Origin of the sequence: Bradyrhizobium sp. CCBAU 11430 (assembly GCF_028128855.1) — a bacterium.
Taxonomy (GTDB): domain Bacteria; phylum Pseudomonadota; class Alphaproteobacteria; order Rhizobiales; family Xanthobacteraceae; genus Bradyrhizobium; species Bradyrhizobium ottawaense.
Map to the genome: position 1 here is coordinate 51,887 of NZ_LBJV01000050.1, position 16,346 is coordinate 68,232.

Annotated in this window: 16 protein-coding genes; 8 read left to right on the forward strand and 8 right to left on the reverse strand. The window is 65.7% G+C overall.

Going from position 1 to position 16,346, the window contains the following annotated elements; translation table 11 throughout:
• Window position 1 precedes the first annotated feature (1 nt).
• Genes trpC through XI04_RS13815 form a run of 3 tightly spaced genes read right to left on the reverse strand, consistent with a single transcriptional unit; the run spans window position 2 to window position 3,760 of the window.
• Window positions 2-823, reverse strand: coding sequence for an indole-3-glycerol phosphate synthase TrpC (gene trpC, locus XI04_RS13805; RefSeq protein ID WP_095424087.1), 822 nt, complete (start codon window positions 821-823; stop codon window positions 2-4).
• A 7-nt stretch (window positions 824-830) separates the two neighbouring features.
• Window positions 831-1,844, reverse strand: a complete 1,014-nt coding sequence (trpD, locus tag XI04_RS13810) for an anthranilate phosphoribosyltransferase (RefSeq protein ID WP_095424088.1) — start codon at window positions 1,842-1,844, stop codon at window positions 831-833.
• A 14-nt stretch (window positions 1,845-1,858) separates the two neighbouring features.
• Window positions 1,859-3,760 carry a SurA N-terminal domain-containing protein gene (locus XI04_RS13815; RefSeq protein ID WP_271610087.1) on the reverse strand — a complete coding sequence of 634 codons (1,902 nt, stop codon included), beginning with the start codon at window positions 3,758-3,760 and terminating at the stop codon, window positions 1,859-1,861.
• 223 nt (window positions 3,761-3,983) lie between these two features.
• Here XI04_RS13815 and tpiA point away from each other — a divergent pair, with 223 nt between their 5' ends.
• From tpiA to XI04_RS13830, 3 genes are all read left to right on the forward strand, one after another.
• Window positions 3,984-4,739 carry a triose-phosphate isomerase gene (gene tpiA, locus XI04_RS13820; RefSeq protein ID WP_271610086.1) on the forward strand — a complete coding sequence of 252 codons (756 nt, stop codon included), beginning with the start codon at window positions 3,984-3,986 and terminating at the stop codon, window positions 4,737-4,739.
• 141 nt (window positions 4,740-4,880) lie between these two features.
• Complete coding sequence (gene secG, locus XI04_RS13825; RefSeq protein ID WP_018320274.1) at window positions 4,881-5,267, forward strand: preprotein translocase subunit SecG; 387 nt, start codon at window positions 4,881-4,883, stop codon at window positions 5,265-5,267.
• Window positions 5,268-5,433: 166 nt separating this feature from the next.
• Window positions 5,434-7,065 (forward strand): CTP synthase, encoded by a 1,632-nt coding sequence (locus XI04_RS13830; protein ID WP_028141581.1) that lies wholly within the window; start codon window positions 5,434-5,436, stop codon window positions 7,063-7,065.
• A gap of 4 nt (window positions 7,066-7,069) precedes the next feature.
• On the opposite strand, the gene XI04_RS13835 is transcribed toward XI04_RS13830, so the two are convergent.
• From XI04_RS13835 to XI04_RS13845, 3 genes are all read right to left on the reverse strand, one after another.
• Entirely contained in the window at window positions 7,070-7,732 is a 663-nt protein-coding gene (locus XI04_RS13835) for a class I SAM-dependent methyltransferase (RefSeq protein WP_271592715.1), read from the reverse strand.
• Window positions 7,733-7,838: 106 nt separating this feature from the next.
• The gene (locus tag XI04_RS13840; RefSeq protein ID WP_271610085.1) at window positions 7,839-9,215 is read right to left on the reverse strand and encodes a sensor histidine kinase; all 1,377 of its coding nucleotides are present in this window, start codon (window positions 9,213-9,215) and stop codon (window positions 7,839-7,841) included.
• Window positions 9,212-9,886 (reverse strand): response regulator, encoded by a 675-nt coding sequence (locus XI04_RS13845; protein ID WP_028141583.1) that lies wholly within the window; start codon window positions 9,884-9,886, stop codon window positions 9,212-9,214. The genes XI04_RS13840 and XI04_RS13845 overlap by 4 nt, the downstream gene beginning before the upstream one ends.
• Before the next feature lie 197 nt (window positions 9,887-10,083).
• On the opposite strand from XI04_RS13845, the gene XI04_RS13850 reads away from it, so the two are divergent.
• The 4 genes from XI04_RS13850 to XI04_RS13865 all read left to right on the forward strand — a co-directional run bounded on the left by XI04_RS13850 (window position 10,084) and on the right by XI04_RS13865 (window position 13,196).
• Window positions 10,084-10,410 (forward strand): NIPSNAP family protein, encoded by a 327-nt coding sequence (locus XI04_RS13850; RefSeq protein ID WP_028141584.1) that lies wholly within the window; start codon window positions 10,084-10,086, stop codon window positions 10,408-10,410.
• Between the two features lie 126 nt (window positions 10,411-10,536).
• Window positions 10,537-11,385, forward strand: coding sequence for a 3-deoxy-8-phosphooctulonate synthase (kdsA, locus tag XI04_RS13855; protein ID WP_028141585.1), 849 nt, complete (start codon window positions 10,537-10,539; stop codon window positions 11,383-11,385).
• Window positions 11,385-12,593, forward strand: coding sequence for an MFS transporter (locus XI04_RS13860; RefSeq protein WP_271623710.1), 1,209 nt, complete (start codon window positions 11,385-11,387; stop codon window positions 12,591-12,593). The genes kdsA and XI04_RS13860 overlap by 1 nt, the downstream gene beginning before the upstream one ends.
• Before the next feature lie 111 nt (window positions 12,594-12,704).
• Complete coding sequence (locus XI04_RS13865; protein ID WP_271610084.1) at window positions 12,705-13,196, forward strand: GNAT family N-acetyltransferase; 492 nt, start codon at window positions 12,705-12,707, stop codon at window positions 13,194-13,196.
• A 68-nt stretch (window positions 13,197-13,264) separates the two neighbouring features.
• Here XI04_RS13865 and queF read toward each other — a convergent pair whose 3' ends face one another.
• Together queF and XI04_RS13875 are read right to left on the reverse strand one after the other, a co-directional pair.
• The gene (gene queF / locus XI04_RS13870) at window positions 13,265-13,717 is read right to left on the reverse strand and encodes a preQ(1) synthase (RefSeq protein WP_271610083.1); all 453 of its coding nucleotides are present in this window, start codon (window positions 13,715-13,717) and stop codon (window positions 13,265-13,267) included.
• A gap of 154 nt (window positions 13,718-13,871) precedes the next feature.
• Window positions 13,872-14,849: a Vgb family protein gene (locus XI04_RS13875; protein WP_028141589.1), complete on the reverse strand. Its 978-nt coding sequence runs from the start codon at window positions 14,847-14,849 to the stop codon at window positions 13,872-13,874.
• Window positions 14,850-15,025: 176 nt separating this feature from the next.
• Between XI04_RS13875 and eno the strand changes: the two genes are divergently transcribed.
• Entirely contained in the window at window positions 15,026-16,309 is a 1,284-nt protein-coding gene (eno, locus tag XI04_RS13880; RefSeq protein WP_028141590.1) for a phosphopyruvate hydratase, read from the forward strand.
• Window positions 16,310-16,346: the final 37 nt, after the last annotated feature.

Genomic DNA, 16,346 nt, shown 5'->3' on the forward strand with positions numbered 1-16,346 from the left:
ATCAGCGCGTGCCCGTCGCGCGCGCCGTCGTCTCGCGCGCGAGCAGCGTGCGCGTCGCGGCGGTGACGTCGGCCTGCCGCATCAGGCTCTCGCCGACCAGGAAGGTCGACATGCCGACGCGCTCGAGCCGGGCGAGATCGGCGGGCGTGAAGATGCCGCTTTCGCCGACCATCAGCCGATCCCCGGGGATCAGCGGCGCCAGGGTCTCGCTGGTCGCGAGCGTGGTCTCGAAGGTGCGCAGGTTGCGGTTATTGACGCCGATCATGGGCGAGCGGAGCTTGAGCGCGCGGTCGAGCTCGGCGCGGTCGTGGATCTCGATCAGCACATCCATGCCGTAGGCGAGCGCGGCGTCCTCGAGGTCTTTTGCCGTGGCATCATCGAGCGCGGCCATGATGATCAGGATGCAATCGGCGCCGTGCGCGCGCGCTTCGGTCACCTGGTAGGTGTCGAACATGAAATCCTTGCGCAGCACCGGAAGTGCCGTCGCTGCACGCGCCGCCACCATGAAGTCGAGATGGCCCTGGAACGAGGGCGTGTCGGTCAGCACCGACAGGCAGGCCGCGCCGCCGGCCTCATACGCCTTGGCGAGCTGGGGCGGATCGAAATCGGCGCGGATCAGCCCCTTCGACGGCGAGGCCTTTTTCACCTCCGCGATCAGCGCGTAGTCGCCATTGGCGTGCTTGGCCTTGATCGCGCGCACGAAGCCGCGCGGTGCGGCTTGCGCCTTGGCCTTCGCCTCGACCGCCGACAGCGGCTGCGCGCGCTTGGCGGCGGCGATCTCTTCGCGCTTGTAGGCTTCGATCTTGGTCAGGATGTCCGACATGTCAGGCTCAGCCGTTTGAGATCGCGATCAGGTGCTTCAGCTTCGCGTTGGCGGCACCGCTGTCGATCGATTTCATGCCGATCGCGACGCCCTCCTTGAGGTCCTTGGCGCGGCCGGCCACGACCAGCGCGGCGGCGGCGTTCATCAGCGCGACGTCGCGGTAGGCGCTCGGCTTGCCGTCGAGCACGCTCTGCAGGGCGATTGCATTGGCGTCGGCGTCACCGCCTTTGAGCGCACCGGCCTCGCAGCGCGGCAGGCCCGCGTCCTCCGGCGTCACCTCGAAATTGCGGATTTCGCCATTGTGGAGCGCGGAGACGAAGGTCGGGCCGGTGAGGGTGATCTCGTCGAGACCATCGGAGCCGTGCACCACCCAGGCGGATTCGGAGCCGAGGTTCTTCAGCACCTGCGCCAGCGGCTGCACCCATTGCCGCGAAAACACGCCGACCATCTGCCGCTTCACGCCGGCCGGGTTGGACAGGGGGCCGAGCAGATTGAAGATCGTGCGTGTCGCAAGCTCGACCCGGGTCGGGCCGACGTTCTTCATGGCCGGGTGATGGGCGGGAGCGAACATGAAGCCGATGCCGCATTCGCGCAGGCAGTGGCCGACCTGATCGGGCCTGAGGTCGATTTTCACCCCGAGCGAGGCCAGCACGTCGGCGGCGCCCGAGCGCGACGACAGCGCGCGGTTGCCGTGCTTGGCCACCGGCACGCCGGCGCCCGAGACGATGAAGGAGGCGCAGGTCGAGACATTGACCGAGCCGGAGCCGTCGCCGCCGGTGCCGACGATGTCGACGGCTTCAGGCGGTGCCGTCACGCTCAGCATCTTGGAACGCATCGCCGTAACGGCGCCGGTGATCTCGTCCACGGTTTCGCCGCGCACCCGCAGCGCCATCAACAGGCCACCCATCTGCGAGGGCGTGGCCTCGCCCGACATCATGGCGTCGAAGGCGGAAGCCGCTTCCTCGCGCGACAGGCTGGCGCCGGTCGCCACTTTTCCAATGATCGATTTCAGGTCGTCCATCGCGTGCTTTCAACTTACTGCTGGTTCGCGCCGGTCACCTGCGCGAAGGCGGCCTGATTAATGGTGGTCCCGATGTCGGTTTCAAGCTTGTTGACGTAGGAAGCGACCTGCTCCTCGGTCTGGGCACGGTCGAGGCTTTCCTTCAGCTTCTTGACCGCGTCGGAGGCGGCGTCGACCGCGGGTTCGACGATGTCGGTGACGCGGAAGACGATCACCTCGGTGCCCCCCGTCACCGGCGTCTGTCCGACGCCGTCCTTGGCGGTGCGGAAGGCAGCCGCCACGACGGCTGCGGGCACGCTGGCGGGCGTATCGTCGCGCTTGAAGCCGGTTGCTGTCTCGACCTTGGTGCCGATCGCTGCCGCTTCATCGGCAAGCTTGCCGCCTGCTTCGAGCTTCTGCACCATCTCGGTCGCCTTGGCCTTGAGCTTGGTGGCGATCTGGTCCTGGCGCCAGCGCGCCTCGACCTGGTCGCGGACCTCGTCCAGATTGCGGTCGCGCGACGGCGTGATGGCGAGCACGTCGTACCAGACATAGCCGCCCTTGAACGAAATCGAGTCGTTGTCGACGCCCACATCGGTGTTGAAGGCTTGCGACACCACGTCGAGGCCCTGCGGAATGTTGGCGACCGGCTGGCCATTGGGGGCGCGGCCGGAGCGGTCGACCGCGTCGATGGTCACGGCGGTGAGGCCGAGCTTCTGCGCCGCGTCGATCACGCTGGCGCCGCCGCCGCGCTCGTCTTCCATCTTGTCGCGGAGATCGGCGACCTTGACGCGCGCGCGCTCGGTGGCGATCTCGCGCTTGATGTCGCCGGCAAGGCTGGCGTAGTCCGCCTCTTTGCCCGGCTCGATCTTGTCGACCCTGACGATTGCGACGCCAAGCCCGCCCTGGATCGGCTGGCTGATCTCGCCGGCGGGAAGCGCGAAGGCGGCATCGCCGACGGCGGCAGCGAGCGAAGACTTGGTCACGAGGCCGAGGTCGACGTCGGAGGCGCTCAGCCCGCGCTCCTTGCCGAGATCCTCGAACGACATTCCGCCGACGAGGCGCTCGCGTGCGGCCTGCGCGTCGGTCACGTTGGGAAACACGATCTGCTGGATTTGGCGCTTCTCCGGCGTGCCGAGCCGGTCCTTGCGCTGCTCGAACACCTTCTTGGCGTCCTCGTCGGAGACCTCGCTCCACTTGCCGATGTCTTCCGGCGAGACCACGACGAAGGAGATCTTGCGGTATTCGGGCGCGCGGAACTGGACCTTATGATCCTCGAAATAGGCGGCGAGCGTCTCGGGCGAGGGCGCGTCGATCTGGCCGGCCTGGGCGGCGTCGAGCCTGACGAATTCGATGGCGCGCTGCTCGTTCTGGAAGCGCGTCAGCACGTCGATCATGGCCTTCGGCGGCTCGAGGCCGGCGCCGATCGTGCCGGTGATCTGCCGGCGCAGCGACACCTTGCGCTGCTCGGCGACGTAGCGCTGCTCGGTATAGCCGAAATTGCGGATCACGGCCTGGAACCGGTTCGCATCGAAGCTGCCGCCGACGCCCTTGAAGTTGGGGTCGTTCATGATGACCTGGCGGATCTGGTCGTCGGACTGGCCGAGCCCCAGCCGGCGCGCCTCTTCGTCGAGGGCGGCTTCGGCGATCGTCTGCTGCAGCACCTGGCGGTCGAGGCCGAAGGCACGCGCCTGGTCGGGCGTCAGCGGACGGCCGAACTGGCGGCTGATCTGTTGCAGGCGGTCCGTGTAGATCTGGCGGAACTCGTTCAACGAAATCTCGGTGCTGCCGATCTTGGCCACCGTGGACTGCCCGAAGCCCTTGAAGATGTCGGCGATGCCCCAAATGCCGAAACTGACGATCAACACGCCCATCACCACGGCCATAATGGTCTTGCCGAGCCAGTTTGATGAGGCCTTGCGCATTCCTCGAAGCATTTGGTCCAACTTGTTTGAGCAGGAGGGGAACGGGAGCGCGTCTTAATGCAGATTCAGCAAAAGCGCGTCACCAAATTGATCAATCATCATAAAGTGGTGGCTTTCCCCCCGCAACCTCGGGTCCGGCGACCGTTTGCGGCTGCGGTTAAAAGCCTCTGGTCTCTGGAACTGCAGCAGGTCCTCTGCTAGCGCATGCACAAACCTCATTTTGCTGGAAATTGACATGACCGACGCCATCCGCCCCCTGATCGCCGGCAATTGGAAAATGAACGGCCTGAAGGCCCAGGCTGCCGAGTTCGACGCCATGCTCAATGGTGCGGCCGGGGTGAGCGGCAAGGCCGATCTGCTGGTCTGCCCGCCTGCGACCCTGATTGCCACCTTCGCCGACAAGGCGCGCGGCAAGCAAGTCGGGGTCGGCGCCCAGGATTGCCACCCCAAGGCCTCCGGTGCCCATACCGGCGATATCGCCGCCGAAATGCTGGCTGATGCCGGGGCAACGGCCATCATCGTTGGCCATTCCGAGCGCCGCGCCGACCACGGCGAGGGCGATGCCCTGATCCGGCAGAAGGCCGAGGCCGTCTGGCGCGCCGGTGCGACGGCGATTGTTTGCATCGGCGAGACTCAGACCCAGCGCGACGCCGGCCAGACCCTGGACATCCTGCGCGGGCAGCTCGCCGGCTCGCTGCCTGAGGGCTCGACGGCCGCGAATCTCATCGTGGCCTATGAGCCGGTCTGGGCGATCGGCACCGGGCTCACCCCCACAGCCAAGGATGTCGAGCAGATTCATGGGTTTATCCGGGAGGTCCTGACCTCCCGGTTCAAGGCCGATGGGGCGAAGATGCGCATCCTCTATGGCGGCTCGGTCAAGCCCTCGAACGCGGCCGAGCTGATGGCGGTCAAGAACGTCAACGGCGCCCTGGTCGGCGGCGCCAGCCTGAAGGCGGCTGATTTCCTTGCGATCGCCAAGGGCTGCCCCTAGCTAACCTCAAAGCGGCTGATCCGGACCCGATCGGGGGTGGCAATGCCCCCTCTGATCGTGTAACACCGCGCAACTTCAGGAAAACCCGCGAAGCGCGATCGGCCGCCGTCAGGCGCCGCCCGCTTGTGACGGAAGGATACTATGCAGACCGTTGTCATCGTCATCCACCTCATGATCGTCGCCGTCATGATCGGCGCTGTCCTGCTGCAGAAGTCGGAAGGCGGCGGCCTCGGCATGGGCGGCGGCGCAGGCTTCATGTCGAGCCGCGGCACCGCGAACCTCTTGACGCGGACCACAGCGATCCTCGCCGCTGGCTTCTTCCTCACCAGCATGTTCCTCTCCTGGCATGCGGGCTACAGCCGCGCGCCGTCGTCGATCATCGGCACGCCGGCGTCGCAGGGCCAGCCGGCCGGCGGATCGCCGATCGCGCCGCCGACCTCGGGCGGCATCCTGGATTCGCTGAAGAAGGCCGACGAGCAGCAGCAGGCGCCGGCTCCGAGCGGCCCGCAGGTGCCTCGTTCGCAATAAAGCAGGGGGGCCATGCAGGGCGGTGGCTACCGTCCTGCATCAACAATCCCCATCAAGGCACTGTCACCACTCTTAGTTTTGGCTCACCCACAGGCCCGCAGAATCTTTGGGGCGGAATACGAATCGCTTTGGCGAATCGAATTCGAGGGATTAGAGGTTAAGTCCCATGGCGCGGTACATATTCATCACCGGCGGCGTGGTTTCTTCGCTCGGCAAGGGTCTGGCTTCAGCGGCACTCGGTGCGCTGTTGCAAGCCCGGGGCTACAAGGTCCGCCTCCGCAAGCTCGACCCCTATCTCAACCTCGATCCCGGAACGATGTCGCCGTATCAGCACGGCGAAGTGTTCGTGACCGATGACGGCGCGGAGACCGATCTCGATCTCGGTCACTACGAGCGCTTCACGGGCCGGCCTGCGACCAAGCAGGACAACATCACCACGGGACGCATCTACCAGGACATCATCTCCAAGGAGCGCCGCGGCGATTATCTCGGCGCGACCATCCAGGTGGTTCCGCACGTCACCAACGCCATCAAGGAATTCGTCCTCTCCGGCAACGACGATTACGACTTCGTGCTGGTCGAGATCGGCGGCACCGTCGGCGACATCGAGGGCCTGCCGTTCTTCGAGGCGATCCGCCAGCTCAAGAACGAATTGCCGCGCGATCACGCCATCTACATCCACCTCACGCTCCTGCCTTACATTCCGAGCGCCGGTGAGTTGAAGACCAAGCCGACGCAGCACTCCGTGAAGGAGCTGCGCTCGATCGGCATCCAGCCGGACATCCTGCTCTGCCGCACCGACCGCGAGATCCCGAAGGAAGAGCGGCGCAAGCTGGGGCTGTTCTGTAACGTGCGCGAAAGCGCCGTGATCGAGGCGCGCGACGCCGACAGCATCTACGCCGTGCCCGAAGCCTATCACGCGGCAGGCCTCGACGACGAAGTGCTTGCCGCCTTCGGTATCGAAGCGCGCATCCCGCCGGTGCTCAAGAGCTGGCACCAGATCAACGAACGCATCCGCAATCCCGAGGGCGACGTGACCATCGCCATCGTCGGCAAATATACCGGCATGAAGGATGCGTATAAGTCGCTGATCGAGGCGCTCTCGCATGGCGGCATCGCCAACAAGGTCAAGGTCAACCTCGACTGGATCGAGAGCGAGATCTTCGAGAAGGAAGATCCCGCGCCGTTCCTCGAGCATGTCAACGGCATCCTGGTGCCCGGCGGCTTCGGTCAGCGCGGTGCGGAAGGCAAGATCCGCGCGGCGCAGTTCGCGCGCGAACGCGACGTGCCTTATTTCGGCATCTGCTTCGGCATGCAGATGGCGGTGATCGAGGCCGCACGAAATCTCGTCGGCATCGAGGACGCCAATTCCACCGAGTTCGGCCCGACCAAGGAGCCGCTGGTCGGCCTGATGACGGAGTGGCTGCGCGGCAACGAGCTCGAGAAGCGCTCGCAGGCCGGCGATCTCGGCGGCACCATGCGGCTCGGCGCTTATCCCGCTGCGCTCAACCGCGGCAGCCGCGTCTCGCAGGTCTATGGCGGCGCGACCGAGATTTCCGAGCGCCACCGCCATCGCTACGAGGTCAACACCGCCTACAAGGCCCGCCTCGAGCAGCACGGTTTGAAATTCTCAGGCCTGTCGCCCGACGGCGTGCTGCCTGAGATCGTCGAGTACGAGGACCATCCCTGGTTCATCGGCGTCCAGTTCCACCCCGAGCTGAAGTCGCGGCCGTTCGAGCCGCATCCGCTGTTCGCCTCGTTCATTCAGGCGGCGATGGTGCAGAGCCGGCTGGTCTGACCGCTCAGCGCGCGGCGGAGTAGTCGCGCGTGCGCTGCATCGGCTCCGGCGCGGCCCGCGCGGATGATTCAGGCGCAACCGATCCCGCGACGATCTTCATCTGCGGCCGCCGCGTCAGCCTGTAGACGGCGGCAGGTGGCACGTTCAGCAAGGCGCGATCGACGAGCTTGGCGCGCAGGCCGAGCCGATCGAGCACGGGCCGCGGCACCGGGCAGCTCATGCCGTAGGTGAACTGGTAGAAGGCGCCGCCAGGGCGGACATAGCTGAAAGCGCCACCGATGATCGAGACGACCTTGCGCGTTGACATGTTGAGCAGCGGCAGGCCGCTCACGACGGCGCCGACGGGAGCGCCATCATAGAGGCGCTCGGTCGCAAGCCGGCCTGCGTCCATCCACAGCACGCGCGCCCCGGGAAAGCGCATCTGCAGGAGCTTCATGAAGTCGGAGCCGTATTCGATCAGCGTGAGGTCCTGCGGACGGACGCCGCGCTTGAGCAGCTTGTAGGTGAACGCGCCGGTGCCGGGACCGAGCTCGAGGATCGGACCCGTCGTTGCGCTGATCTCGCGCGTGATGAGATCGGCGAGCGCCGCACCCGACGGTGCGACCGCGCCAACCCGACGCGGGGACGACATCCAGGACAGGAAGAAGGAAAGAAAATCGTTGGGCATGCGCACTCCGGAATCTTGCTTTGCACCTCAATGAGGTGCGACGCATGCAGTGTCGCGGGAGCGCATTGCGACAGCATTGCGCTGACCTGTGCGAATGCGAATTGAATCAGCTCTGCCGCATTTCCGGCAGCGTCATCCGGAAACAGGCGCCGCCCTCCGGTCCGTCCGCGACCGAAACGTGGCCGCCATGCAGCTGGACGATCTCGCGCACCATGTTGAGGCCGAGGCCGGCACCGCGATCGAGCGGCGTCAGCCGGTAGAACGGCTCGAAGATCTGCTCGCGCTGACCGGCGGGAATGCCAGCGCCTTCGTCCGCGACCTCGATGCTCGCAGGCCTGCTGACGCGAATCCCGATCGTGCCGCGGCGCGGGCCGTGCTGGATTGCATTCTGCACGAGATTGGTCAGCGCGCGCTCCAGCGCCGCAGCATCGCCGATGGTCTCGATCGGTGTCGCCGGCGCGTCGAGGGCCAGCTCGTAGCCGGCGGCAATCGCCAGCGGCGCGAGATCGGCGGCGACGCTTTGCGCAACGGTGACGAGATTGACGCGCGTGAAGGGATGGCCGCAGCGGTCGATCCGCTGGATATCGAGCAATTGTTCGGCGAGCGTCGCCAGCCGCGCGGAATCCTCCAGCAGACGGGTCTTGTCCGGCCCAGGGGCCAGTGACTCCAGCCGCGTGTTCAGGATCGCGATCGGCGTACGAAGCTCGTGCGCGGCGTCGGCGACGAAGCGTTTGTGGCGGGCATAACCCTGGTCGAGCCGCGCCAGCGCGTCGTTGATCGCGCTCACGAGCGGCATGACCTCCAGCGGGATGCGCTCCACCGGCAGCCGCGCGCCGCGCTGATGGATGTCGATGCGCCGCGCCTCGTCCGCCGCGCTATCGAGCCCCCTGAACGCGCGCCGCACGATCATCGGCGTGGCGATGAACGTCGCCGTTCCCATCAGCAGCAGGCCGGGCAGGGCGATGCCGAGGAACGCAAGGGATGTCATGTACAGCGCCCTGGCGCCGGTCAGACGTCCTTGTGTCGCCGTGATGACCTGCACGTTGCCCGCATCGGTGTCGACCCGCTTCAGCCGTGCCGCCGGCTTGTGCGGATTGTCCTCGAACATCTGCCAGCCGAGCCGCGCCTGGCTGATCTGGTCGAGGCCGTTGCCGATCGCAGCGAATTCGGCCGGCACGGTGCCTTCGCTGAGCGAGTGGCCTTGCCGGTCGCGCACCAGAAACCAGAGGTCAGGTGTTTCACTGCGCAACTGCTTCAGCTCTGCGGTCGGCTGCAAGGCCAATCCGCCTTGCGCCTCGCGTGTGAGCGCGTGCTGGACGACGTCGATGACGCGGTCCTCGTCGCGCTCGGCCAGCACGAAGCCGGAGGCACAGAGCCCGGCGAGGACGACCGCAACCAGCGCGACCAGGATCGCGGCCTGAAGCGAGAGCAGGCGCCAGCTCAGCCGCGAGCGCAGGCAATAGGGATCGTCGTGCTTGCTCATATCAGCTTCTTCAGAAGATAGCCGACGCCACGGATTCCGTGGATCTCGATGCCCGCATCGGCTTCCGCGAGCTTTCGTCGGAGCCGCGACACGTGCGTGTCGAGCGCGTTCGACTGGATCTCGTCGTCGAAATTGTAGACCGCCTCTTCGAGCGCCGAGCGCAGCACGGTCCGGCCCATGCGGCGGACCAGGGCCTCGAGCACCAGCAGCTCCCGGCGCGGCAGCTCGAGTGGCACACCGTCGATGCTGGCCTCGCGGTGACTGAGGTCGAAGGCGAGGCGCCCGGCGCGGATCACATCAGGGGAGAGGCCGGCCGGCCGCCGCAGCACCGCGCGCAGCCGCGCCAGCAGCTCCTCGACGGCAAACGGTTTGGCCAGATAGTCGTCGGCGCCGCGATCGAGCCCGGCGACGCGGTCGGCGACCTCGCCGCGCGCCGTCAACACGATGATCGGCACCCCGTCGGCGCGGGCCCTCAGCTTCGGGATCAAGGCGAGACCGTCGCCATCGGGAAGCTGGCGATCGAGCAGGACGGCGGCGTGGACGTCGGCAGAAATGGCCTCCTCCGCCTCGGCGAGCGTAGGGGCATGGTCCACCACCATGTCGTAGCGCTTCAGCGCCGACGCCAGCGCGTCGGCCATTTCGGCCTCGTCCTCGACGAGCAAAATCCGCATGATCCGGCACCTCAACCTCACCCGTGCCATTCTAGCGGCCGTACCATTGCGGCAGCATTGCGGGAACCGGTCGCGACAGAGTGGCCTTGAGCGGGCCCCAGCCATGCGCGGAACGCGACAGGGGCGGTCGGGCGGGGCTCAAGACACCGTCAGGGCCAGTCGTTATAACCGCCGAACTTGGTCAGGGAGGAACAAGAATGATCTACGAAATGCGCATCTATCGTTGCGTGCCGGGCCGTCTGCCGGCGCTGCTCAAGCGATTCGAGACCGCGACGCTGAAGATCTGGGAGAAGCACGGCATCAAGCAGGCCGGATTCTTCACGACGCTGATCGGTGACTCCAATCAGGAGCTGACATATTTCCTGGCCTGGGACTCGCTCGCCGAGCGCGAGAAGAAGTGGGGCGCGTTCATGACCGATCCGGATTGGATGAAAGCACGCGCCGAGAGCGAAGCGGACGGCCAGATCGTCGGCAATATCGTCAGCCAGCTCCTGACGCCGACTGCCTTCTCGGCGGTGAAGTAGGAACCTGCCGATGCAAGGGCGGCGCCGGGGACCCCGGCGCAACCCTGATATTCGACCGGCCCTGGCCGAATAGGGTTGATCCGACCCTCATGGCGGCTATGGTCGCGCCGAAACGAGGGATTTGTCTTGAGCTCTTCGCATTCAGCGGCGCCGGTCGTCACCATTGGCACGGTCAAGTTCGGCAATGATCTGCCGATCTCGATCATTGCAGGACCCTGCCAGCTCGAAAGCCGCCAGCATGCGCTGGAGGTCGCCTCCGCGCTGAAGGAGATCGCGGCGCGGCTGAACATCGGCCTCGTCTACAAGACCTCGTTCGACAAGGCCAACCGCACCAGCGCGTCGGCGGCGCGCGGGCTGGGCCTCGCGCAGTCGCTGCCGATCTTCGCCGAAATCCGCTCCTCGCTCGGCCTGCCTGTCCTGACCGACGTGCACGATGCCGCGCAATGCGCCGAGGTGGCGCAGGCCGTGGACATCCTGCAGATCCCCGCCTTCCTGTGCCGGCAGACCGATCTGCTGCTGGCTGCCGCCGCAACCGGCAAGGTCGTCAACGTCAAGAAGGGGCAGTTCCTGGCGCCTTGGGACATGGCCAATGTCGTCACGAAGATTACCAGCGCTGATAATCCCAACGTGCTCGTCACCGAGCGCGGGGCGTCCTTCGGCTACAACACGCTGGTCTCCGACATGCGTGCTCTGCCGATCATGGCGCGGACCACCGGCGCGCCTGTCATCTTCGACGCCACTCATTCGGTGCAGCAGCCGGGCGGGAAGGGGACCTCGTCGGGCGGCGAGCGCGAATTCGTGCCGGTGCTCGCACGCGCCGCCGTGGCGGTCGGCGTCGCCGGTGTCTTCATCGAGACCCATCCCGATCCCGATCGCGCGCCGTCCGATGGGCCCAACATGGTGCCGCTGCGCGAGTTCGAGGGGCTGATCGCCAGGCTGAAGGCGTTCGACGCGCTGGCAAAGAACCCGCGCTGATGCAGCAAGGCGAGGCGCGGTCGCACGATCACGGCCTGCCGACAGCGCTCTACGTCATATCAGGAGCTAGCTTCGCCGCGGCGCTTTCGGCGCGCGCACTCGACCCGGTGTTGCCGCACGTCGCCGAGGATTTTGGCGTCAGCATTGCCACCGCCGCAGGCTTTGCCGCGGTGTTCGCCTTCACCTTCTCGATCATCCAACCCATTGTCGGTGCTGCCGCCGATCTGTTCGGCAAGACGCGGCTGATGATCGGCTGCCTCGCGCTGCTCGGCCTTGCCAACATCCTCGGCGCGCTCTCGTCCTCGTTCTCGGTTCTGTTTGCAACCCGCATCCTCGCCGGCATCGGCTCCGGCGGCGTGTTTCCGGTGGCGCTGAGCCTGACCAGCGATCTCGTCGGGCCCGAGAAACGCCAGGTCGCGATCAGCCGCACGCTTGCCGGCGCCATGACCGGCAATCTGCTCGGCGCCTCGGCTTCCGGCCTGATCGGCGATTTTCTCGGCTGGCGCGGCGTGCTCGCGGTGCTGGGCGGGCTCGTGATCGTGGCGTCGATCGCGGTCGCTGCCGGCTTTCGCGGCGCCAAGGTCAAGCATCCGCCGAAGACGAGCCTGTCGGCGTTGAAGGCCGGCTATCGCACCATCTTCACCAACCCCAATGCCTATGTCTGCTATTCGGCGGTGTTCGTCGAAGGCTGCTGCGTGCTCGGCCTGTTTCCCTATATCGCCTCGTTCCTGTTCGAGCTCGGGCAGACCTCGCTGTCGATCGCCGGCATGGTCATCGCGGGCTTTGCGGTCGGCGGCCTGTTCTACACGCTGACGGTGTCGCGTCTGCTACCGTGGCTCGGCGTCAAGGGCATGATGATCGCAGGCATGACGCTGGTCGCCTCGCAACTCGTCGCCGTCGCGTTCGGTCCACGCTGGGAAGTGCAGGCGCTGAATCTCATCGTGATGGGATGGGGCTTCTACATCGCCCATGGTTGTCTCCAGGTCTTCGCCAGCGAGCTCTCGGTCGAGGCTCGCGCCACCGCGCTGTCGCTGCATTCGTTCTTTTTCTTCATGGGGCAGACGGTGGGACCGCTCGCCTATGGCTTTGGGCTCCAGCATGCCGGCAAGATGCCGACCCTGTTCGCGAGCGCCGCGATCATGGTCGTGCTGGGCTGCGTCTGCGCCCGGCTGCTCAAGCAGCGGGCGCCGGCGGATGCGCGCGTTTAAGCGCTATGGTGTGGGACTAACCAGTCAGCCATCTGTCGCCCCTGCCGCGAGGGCTGTCGGGCGAGAGGCGCCTGGTCTATTGTCCAGATCATCGCCTGTGTGTCCTGCGCCATGTCAACGCAATTTGAGATCGAAGACCTTCACCGCGAGCCGAAAAGGGGCGCGCTGCTCCACCTGAACAATGCGAGCGCGCGCGAGACTTCGTTGCTCACGCCGGAGCGGTTCGACCGATTGATCGGATCGGCACGACTGGCGCTGTTCGTTCAACCCGGCGCAGCGCTTCTGCTGGCGTTCGAACAATCCGACGACTACGACGGCGGACACTTTCTTTGGTTTCGCGGTCGGTTCGACAGATTTCTCTATGTCGACCGGGTTATCGTTGCCGAGGCGTACCGGCGCCACGGTATCGGACGCTTGCTCTACGCCCATCTGCTGGAGCGCGCGGGGGAACTCGGCCATACCCGCGTCGTTTGCGAGGTGAACCTCGATCCGCCCAACCCTGTCTCCGACAGATTCCATGCAGCCCTGGGCTTTGTCGAGGTTGGAAGGGCAACCATCGAAAACGGCGCGAAGACCGTGCGCTATCTCGCCGCCAATTTGTAGGACGAGCATGGTCGCCAGCGCCAACTTTGTCGCGTTCCAAAGCCGCGGAAAAAACGACCGGTTGGCCGCTAACCCCGCCCGCGATACGGCGCGACGCCTTGCTCGGGCACCCACAGGCCCTTTGGCACGCGGCCGCTCTGCCAGAACACGTCGATCGGGATGCCGCCGCGCGGATACCAATAGCCGCCGATCCGCAGCCATTTCGGCTTGATCTCGCTCGCAATGCGCTTGCCGATCATCACGGTGCAGTCCTCGTGGAACGCGCCGTGATTGCGGAAGCTCGCGATGTAGAGTTTGAGCGATTTCGATTCCAGCAGCCACGCACCCGGCGCGTAGTCGATCATCAGATGCGCGAAATCCGGCTGGCCCGTGACCGGGCAGAGCGAGGTGAATTCCGGCACGGTGAAGCGCACCAGATAGTCGGTGCCCTTTTGCGGATTGGGCACGCGGTCGAGCTGGGCATCTTCCGGTGTGTGCGGCCATTCGACCGCGCGGCCGAGCTGGAGGGATTTCTTCGCCATCGTCGTCACATCCTTTGGAGCATGATCCGGACCCGAAGGGCCGCGTTAGCGCAAAGTGGGCACCGGTTTTCCGAAAGATCATGCTCAACAGAAATCGGAGCGCGACAAGATCGCGCTCCAGAGGATGCCGGGATGGACGCAAATGCCGCTGCCGTCAACCGGCGGCAATTGTCTGGATCAGCACGATGCGATCGTTGCCGGACTCGCAGCCCCAGAGTTCGCCCGGTCGGCCGTCGAGCTGGCGCACATTGGCGTTGGCCTTGTCGCTCGCGAACACGTTGAACCGCTCGGTGGCGGGATCGAAGCGGACAATCGCGTTGGCGGAGAAATCGGTCAGCCAGACCTTGTCCTTGTCGTCGACGAAGACGGCGTAGGCGCGGGGACGTTCGCCCGGCAGCTTCCAGCTCTTCCACGACCCATCGGCGGGATCGTGGACCGAGACATGGCCGCTGTTCCACTCGCTGACCCAGATCCGGCTCTTCGAATCCGACCAGACGCGCCGCGATCCCTGGCTTGGCGTTGGCGGCTCGACAACGCTGGCATGGCCGGTCGCCAGATCGATCCTGGCGATATAGCTGCCGGCAAGCGAGGCGTACCAGACCTCGCCCTTGGGCGTCACGGTGATGCCATAGGGGCCGACGCCCTTGGGCGCCCTGAACACATTCATGTCGCCGGACTTCGGCGCGAGCCGACCGTAATAGCCGGACTGGCCGGTGAACCAGTAAGTGCCTTCCTTGTCGAACACGCCAGTGTTGAGATTGGCCGAGGCGAACTTTTCCGGCAGGCGGAACAGCGTGACCTTGAGATCGCCGGGATCGACCCGTGCGATCGCGTTCTGGCCGCCCTCGGTGATCCAGGGCGCGCCATCGGGGCCGATGGTCACGCCATGCGGAGCGGCGCCCTGACCGAGGCCGACGGTCTTGAAACTGCCATCCCGGGGATCGAGCCTGCCGAGCAAGCCCTTGCCCTGCGCCGTGAACCAGACCGAACCGTCAGGGGCGGGCGTGAGATCGTGCAGGCCGATACCGGCACTGATCGGGAAGTATTTTGTCCGGAACGGGCCCTCTTGGGCAAAACTTGGGCGAACCACGAACAGGGCGGTGCTGGAAGCAAGAAACTGGCGGCGATTCATGGCGTTACCCCGACTGCTTGGGATTGAGGATGCACGCACAGACCCGATGCCCGCGACCTTAATCCTGGCGACTTCACGCGTCAGTCGAAGTGCCACCCTCAAGCGTTCACATTTGCTTGCGGCCCGTGTAAGACCCGCGGCGAACCGATCAGCTCCAACGAACGGAAGTGCACATCATGACCGCCATCATTGACATCATCGGCCGCGAAATCCTCGATAGCCGGGGCAATCCCACCGTCGAGGTCGATGTCGTTCTGGAGGATGGCGCGCTCGGCCGGGCCGCGGTGCCGTCGGGCGCCTCCACCGGTGCCCATGAGGCGGTGGAGCTGCGTGACGGCGACAAGGCTCGCTATCTCGGCAAGGGCGTCTCCAAGGCGGTCGGTGCCGTCAACGGCGAGATCTTCGAGGCCCTCAGTGGTCTCGATGCCGAGCAACAGGCCCAGATCGACCAGATCATGATCGACCTCGACGGCACGCCGAACAAGAGCCGGCTCGGGGCCAACGCCATCCTTGGCGTCTCGCTCGCCTGCGCCAAGGCGGCCGCGAATTCGCTCGACATGCCGCTCTATCGGTATGTCGGCGGCACCTCGGCGCGCTTGTTGCCGGTGCCGATGATGAACATCATCAATGGCGGCGTGCACGCCGACAACCCGATCGACTTCCAGGAGTTCATGATCCTGCCGGTCGGCGCATCCTCCTTCGCTGAAGGCCTGCGCTATGGCGCTGAAGTCTTCCACACCCTGAAGTCGGAGCTGAAGAAGGCCGGCCACAACACCAATGTCGGCGACGAGGGCGGCTTCGCCCCGAACCTGCCGTCGGCCGACGCCGCGCTGGAATTCGTGATGAACGCGATCGGTAAGGCCGGATTCAAGGCGGGCAGCGACATCGTGCTCGGGCTCGACTGCGCCTCGACCGAGTTCTTCAAGGGGGGCAAGTACGTCTATGAAGGCGAGGGCAAGACCCGCTCGATCTCGGAGCAGGCCAAGTATCTTGCAGACCTGGTCTCGCGCTATCCGATCGTGACCATCGAGGATGGCATGTCGGAAGACGACATGGACGGCTGGAAGGAGCTCACCGATCTCATCGGCAAGAAGTGCCAGCTCGTCGGCGACGACCTCTTCGTCACCAACGTCAAGCGCCTCGCCGACGGCATCAAGACCGGCCGCGCCAACTCGATCCTGATCAAGGTCAACCAGATCGGCACCCTGACCGAGACACTCGCCGCCGTCGAGATGGCCCACAAGGCCGGCTACACCTCGGTGATGTCGCACCGCTCCGGCGAAACCGAGGATTCCACCATCGCCGACCTCGCGGTCGCCACCAATTGCGGTCAGATCAAGACCGGCTCCCTTGCACGTTCCGACCGCACCGCCAAATACAATCAGCTCCTGCGCATCGAGCAGCAGCTCGGCAAGCAGGCGCTGTACGGCGGCAAGGCGGCACTGAAGGCGCTGGCATAAGCCAGCGCTTCGACTCGAGAAAAGACGGACAGGGGAG

Coding starts and splice junctions, on each gene's coding strand:
- XI04_RS13815 (WP_271610087.1), bottom strand. CDS start 3,760: ATGCTTCGAGGAATGCGCAAGGCCTCATCAAACTGGCTCGGCAAGACC.
- XI04_RS13835 (WP_271592715.1), bottom strand. CDS start 7,732: ATGCCCAACGATTTTCTTTCCTTCTTCCTGTCCTGGATGTCGTCCCCG.
- XI04_RS13840 (WP_271610085.1), bottom strand. CDS start 9,215: ATGAGCAAGCACGACGATCCCTATTGCCTGCGCTCGCGGCTGAGCTGG.
- XI04_RS13865 (WP_271610084.1), top strand. CDS start 12,705: ATGTCAACGCAATTTGAGATCGAAGACCTTCACCGCGAGCCGAAAAGG.
- eno (WP_028141590.1), top strand. CDS start 15,026: ATGACCGCCATCATTGACATCATCGGCCGCGAAATCCTCGATAGCCGG.
- XI04_RS13845 (WP_028141583.1), bottom strand. CDS start 9,886: ATGCGGATTTTGCTCGTCGAGGACGAGGCCGAAATGGCCGACGCGCTG.
- XI04_RS13875 (WP_028141589.1), bottom strand. CDS start 14,849: ATGAATCGCCGCCAGTTTCTTGCTTCCAGCACCGCCCTGTTCGTGGTT.
- tpiA (WP_271610086.1), top strand. CDS start 3,984: ATGACCGACGCCATCCGCCCCCTGATCGCCGGCAATTGGAAAATGAAC.
- XI04_RS13850 (WP_028141584.1), top strand. CDS start 10,084: ATGATCTACGAAATGCGCATCTATCGTTGCGTGCCGGGCCGTCTGCCG.
- trpD (WP_095424088.1), bottom strand. CDS start 1,844: ATGGACGACCTGAAATCGATCATTGGAAAAGTGGCGACCGGCGCCAGC.
- trpC (WP_095424087.1), bottom strand. CDS start 823: ATGTCGGACATCCTGACCAAGATCGAAGCCTACAAGCGCGAAGAGATC.
- XI04_RS13860 (WP_271623710.1), top strand. CDS start 11,385: ATGCAGCAAGGCGAGGCGCGGTCGCACGATCACGGCCTGCCGACAGCG.
- XI04_RS13830 (WP_028141581.1), top strand. CDS start 5,434: ATGGCGCGGTACATATTCATCACCGGCGGCGTGGTTTCTTCGCTCGGC.
- secG (WP_018320274.1), top strand. CDS start 4,881: ATGCAGACCGTTGTCATCGTCATCCACCTCATGATCGTCGCCGTCATG.
- queF (WP_271610083.1), bottom strand. CDS start 13,717: ATGGCGAAGAAATCCCTCCAGCTCGGCCGCGCGGTCGAATGGCCGCAC.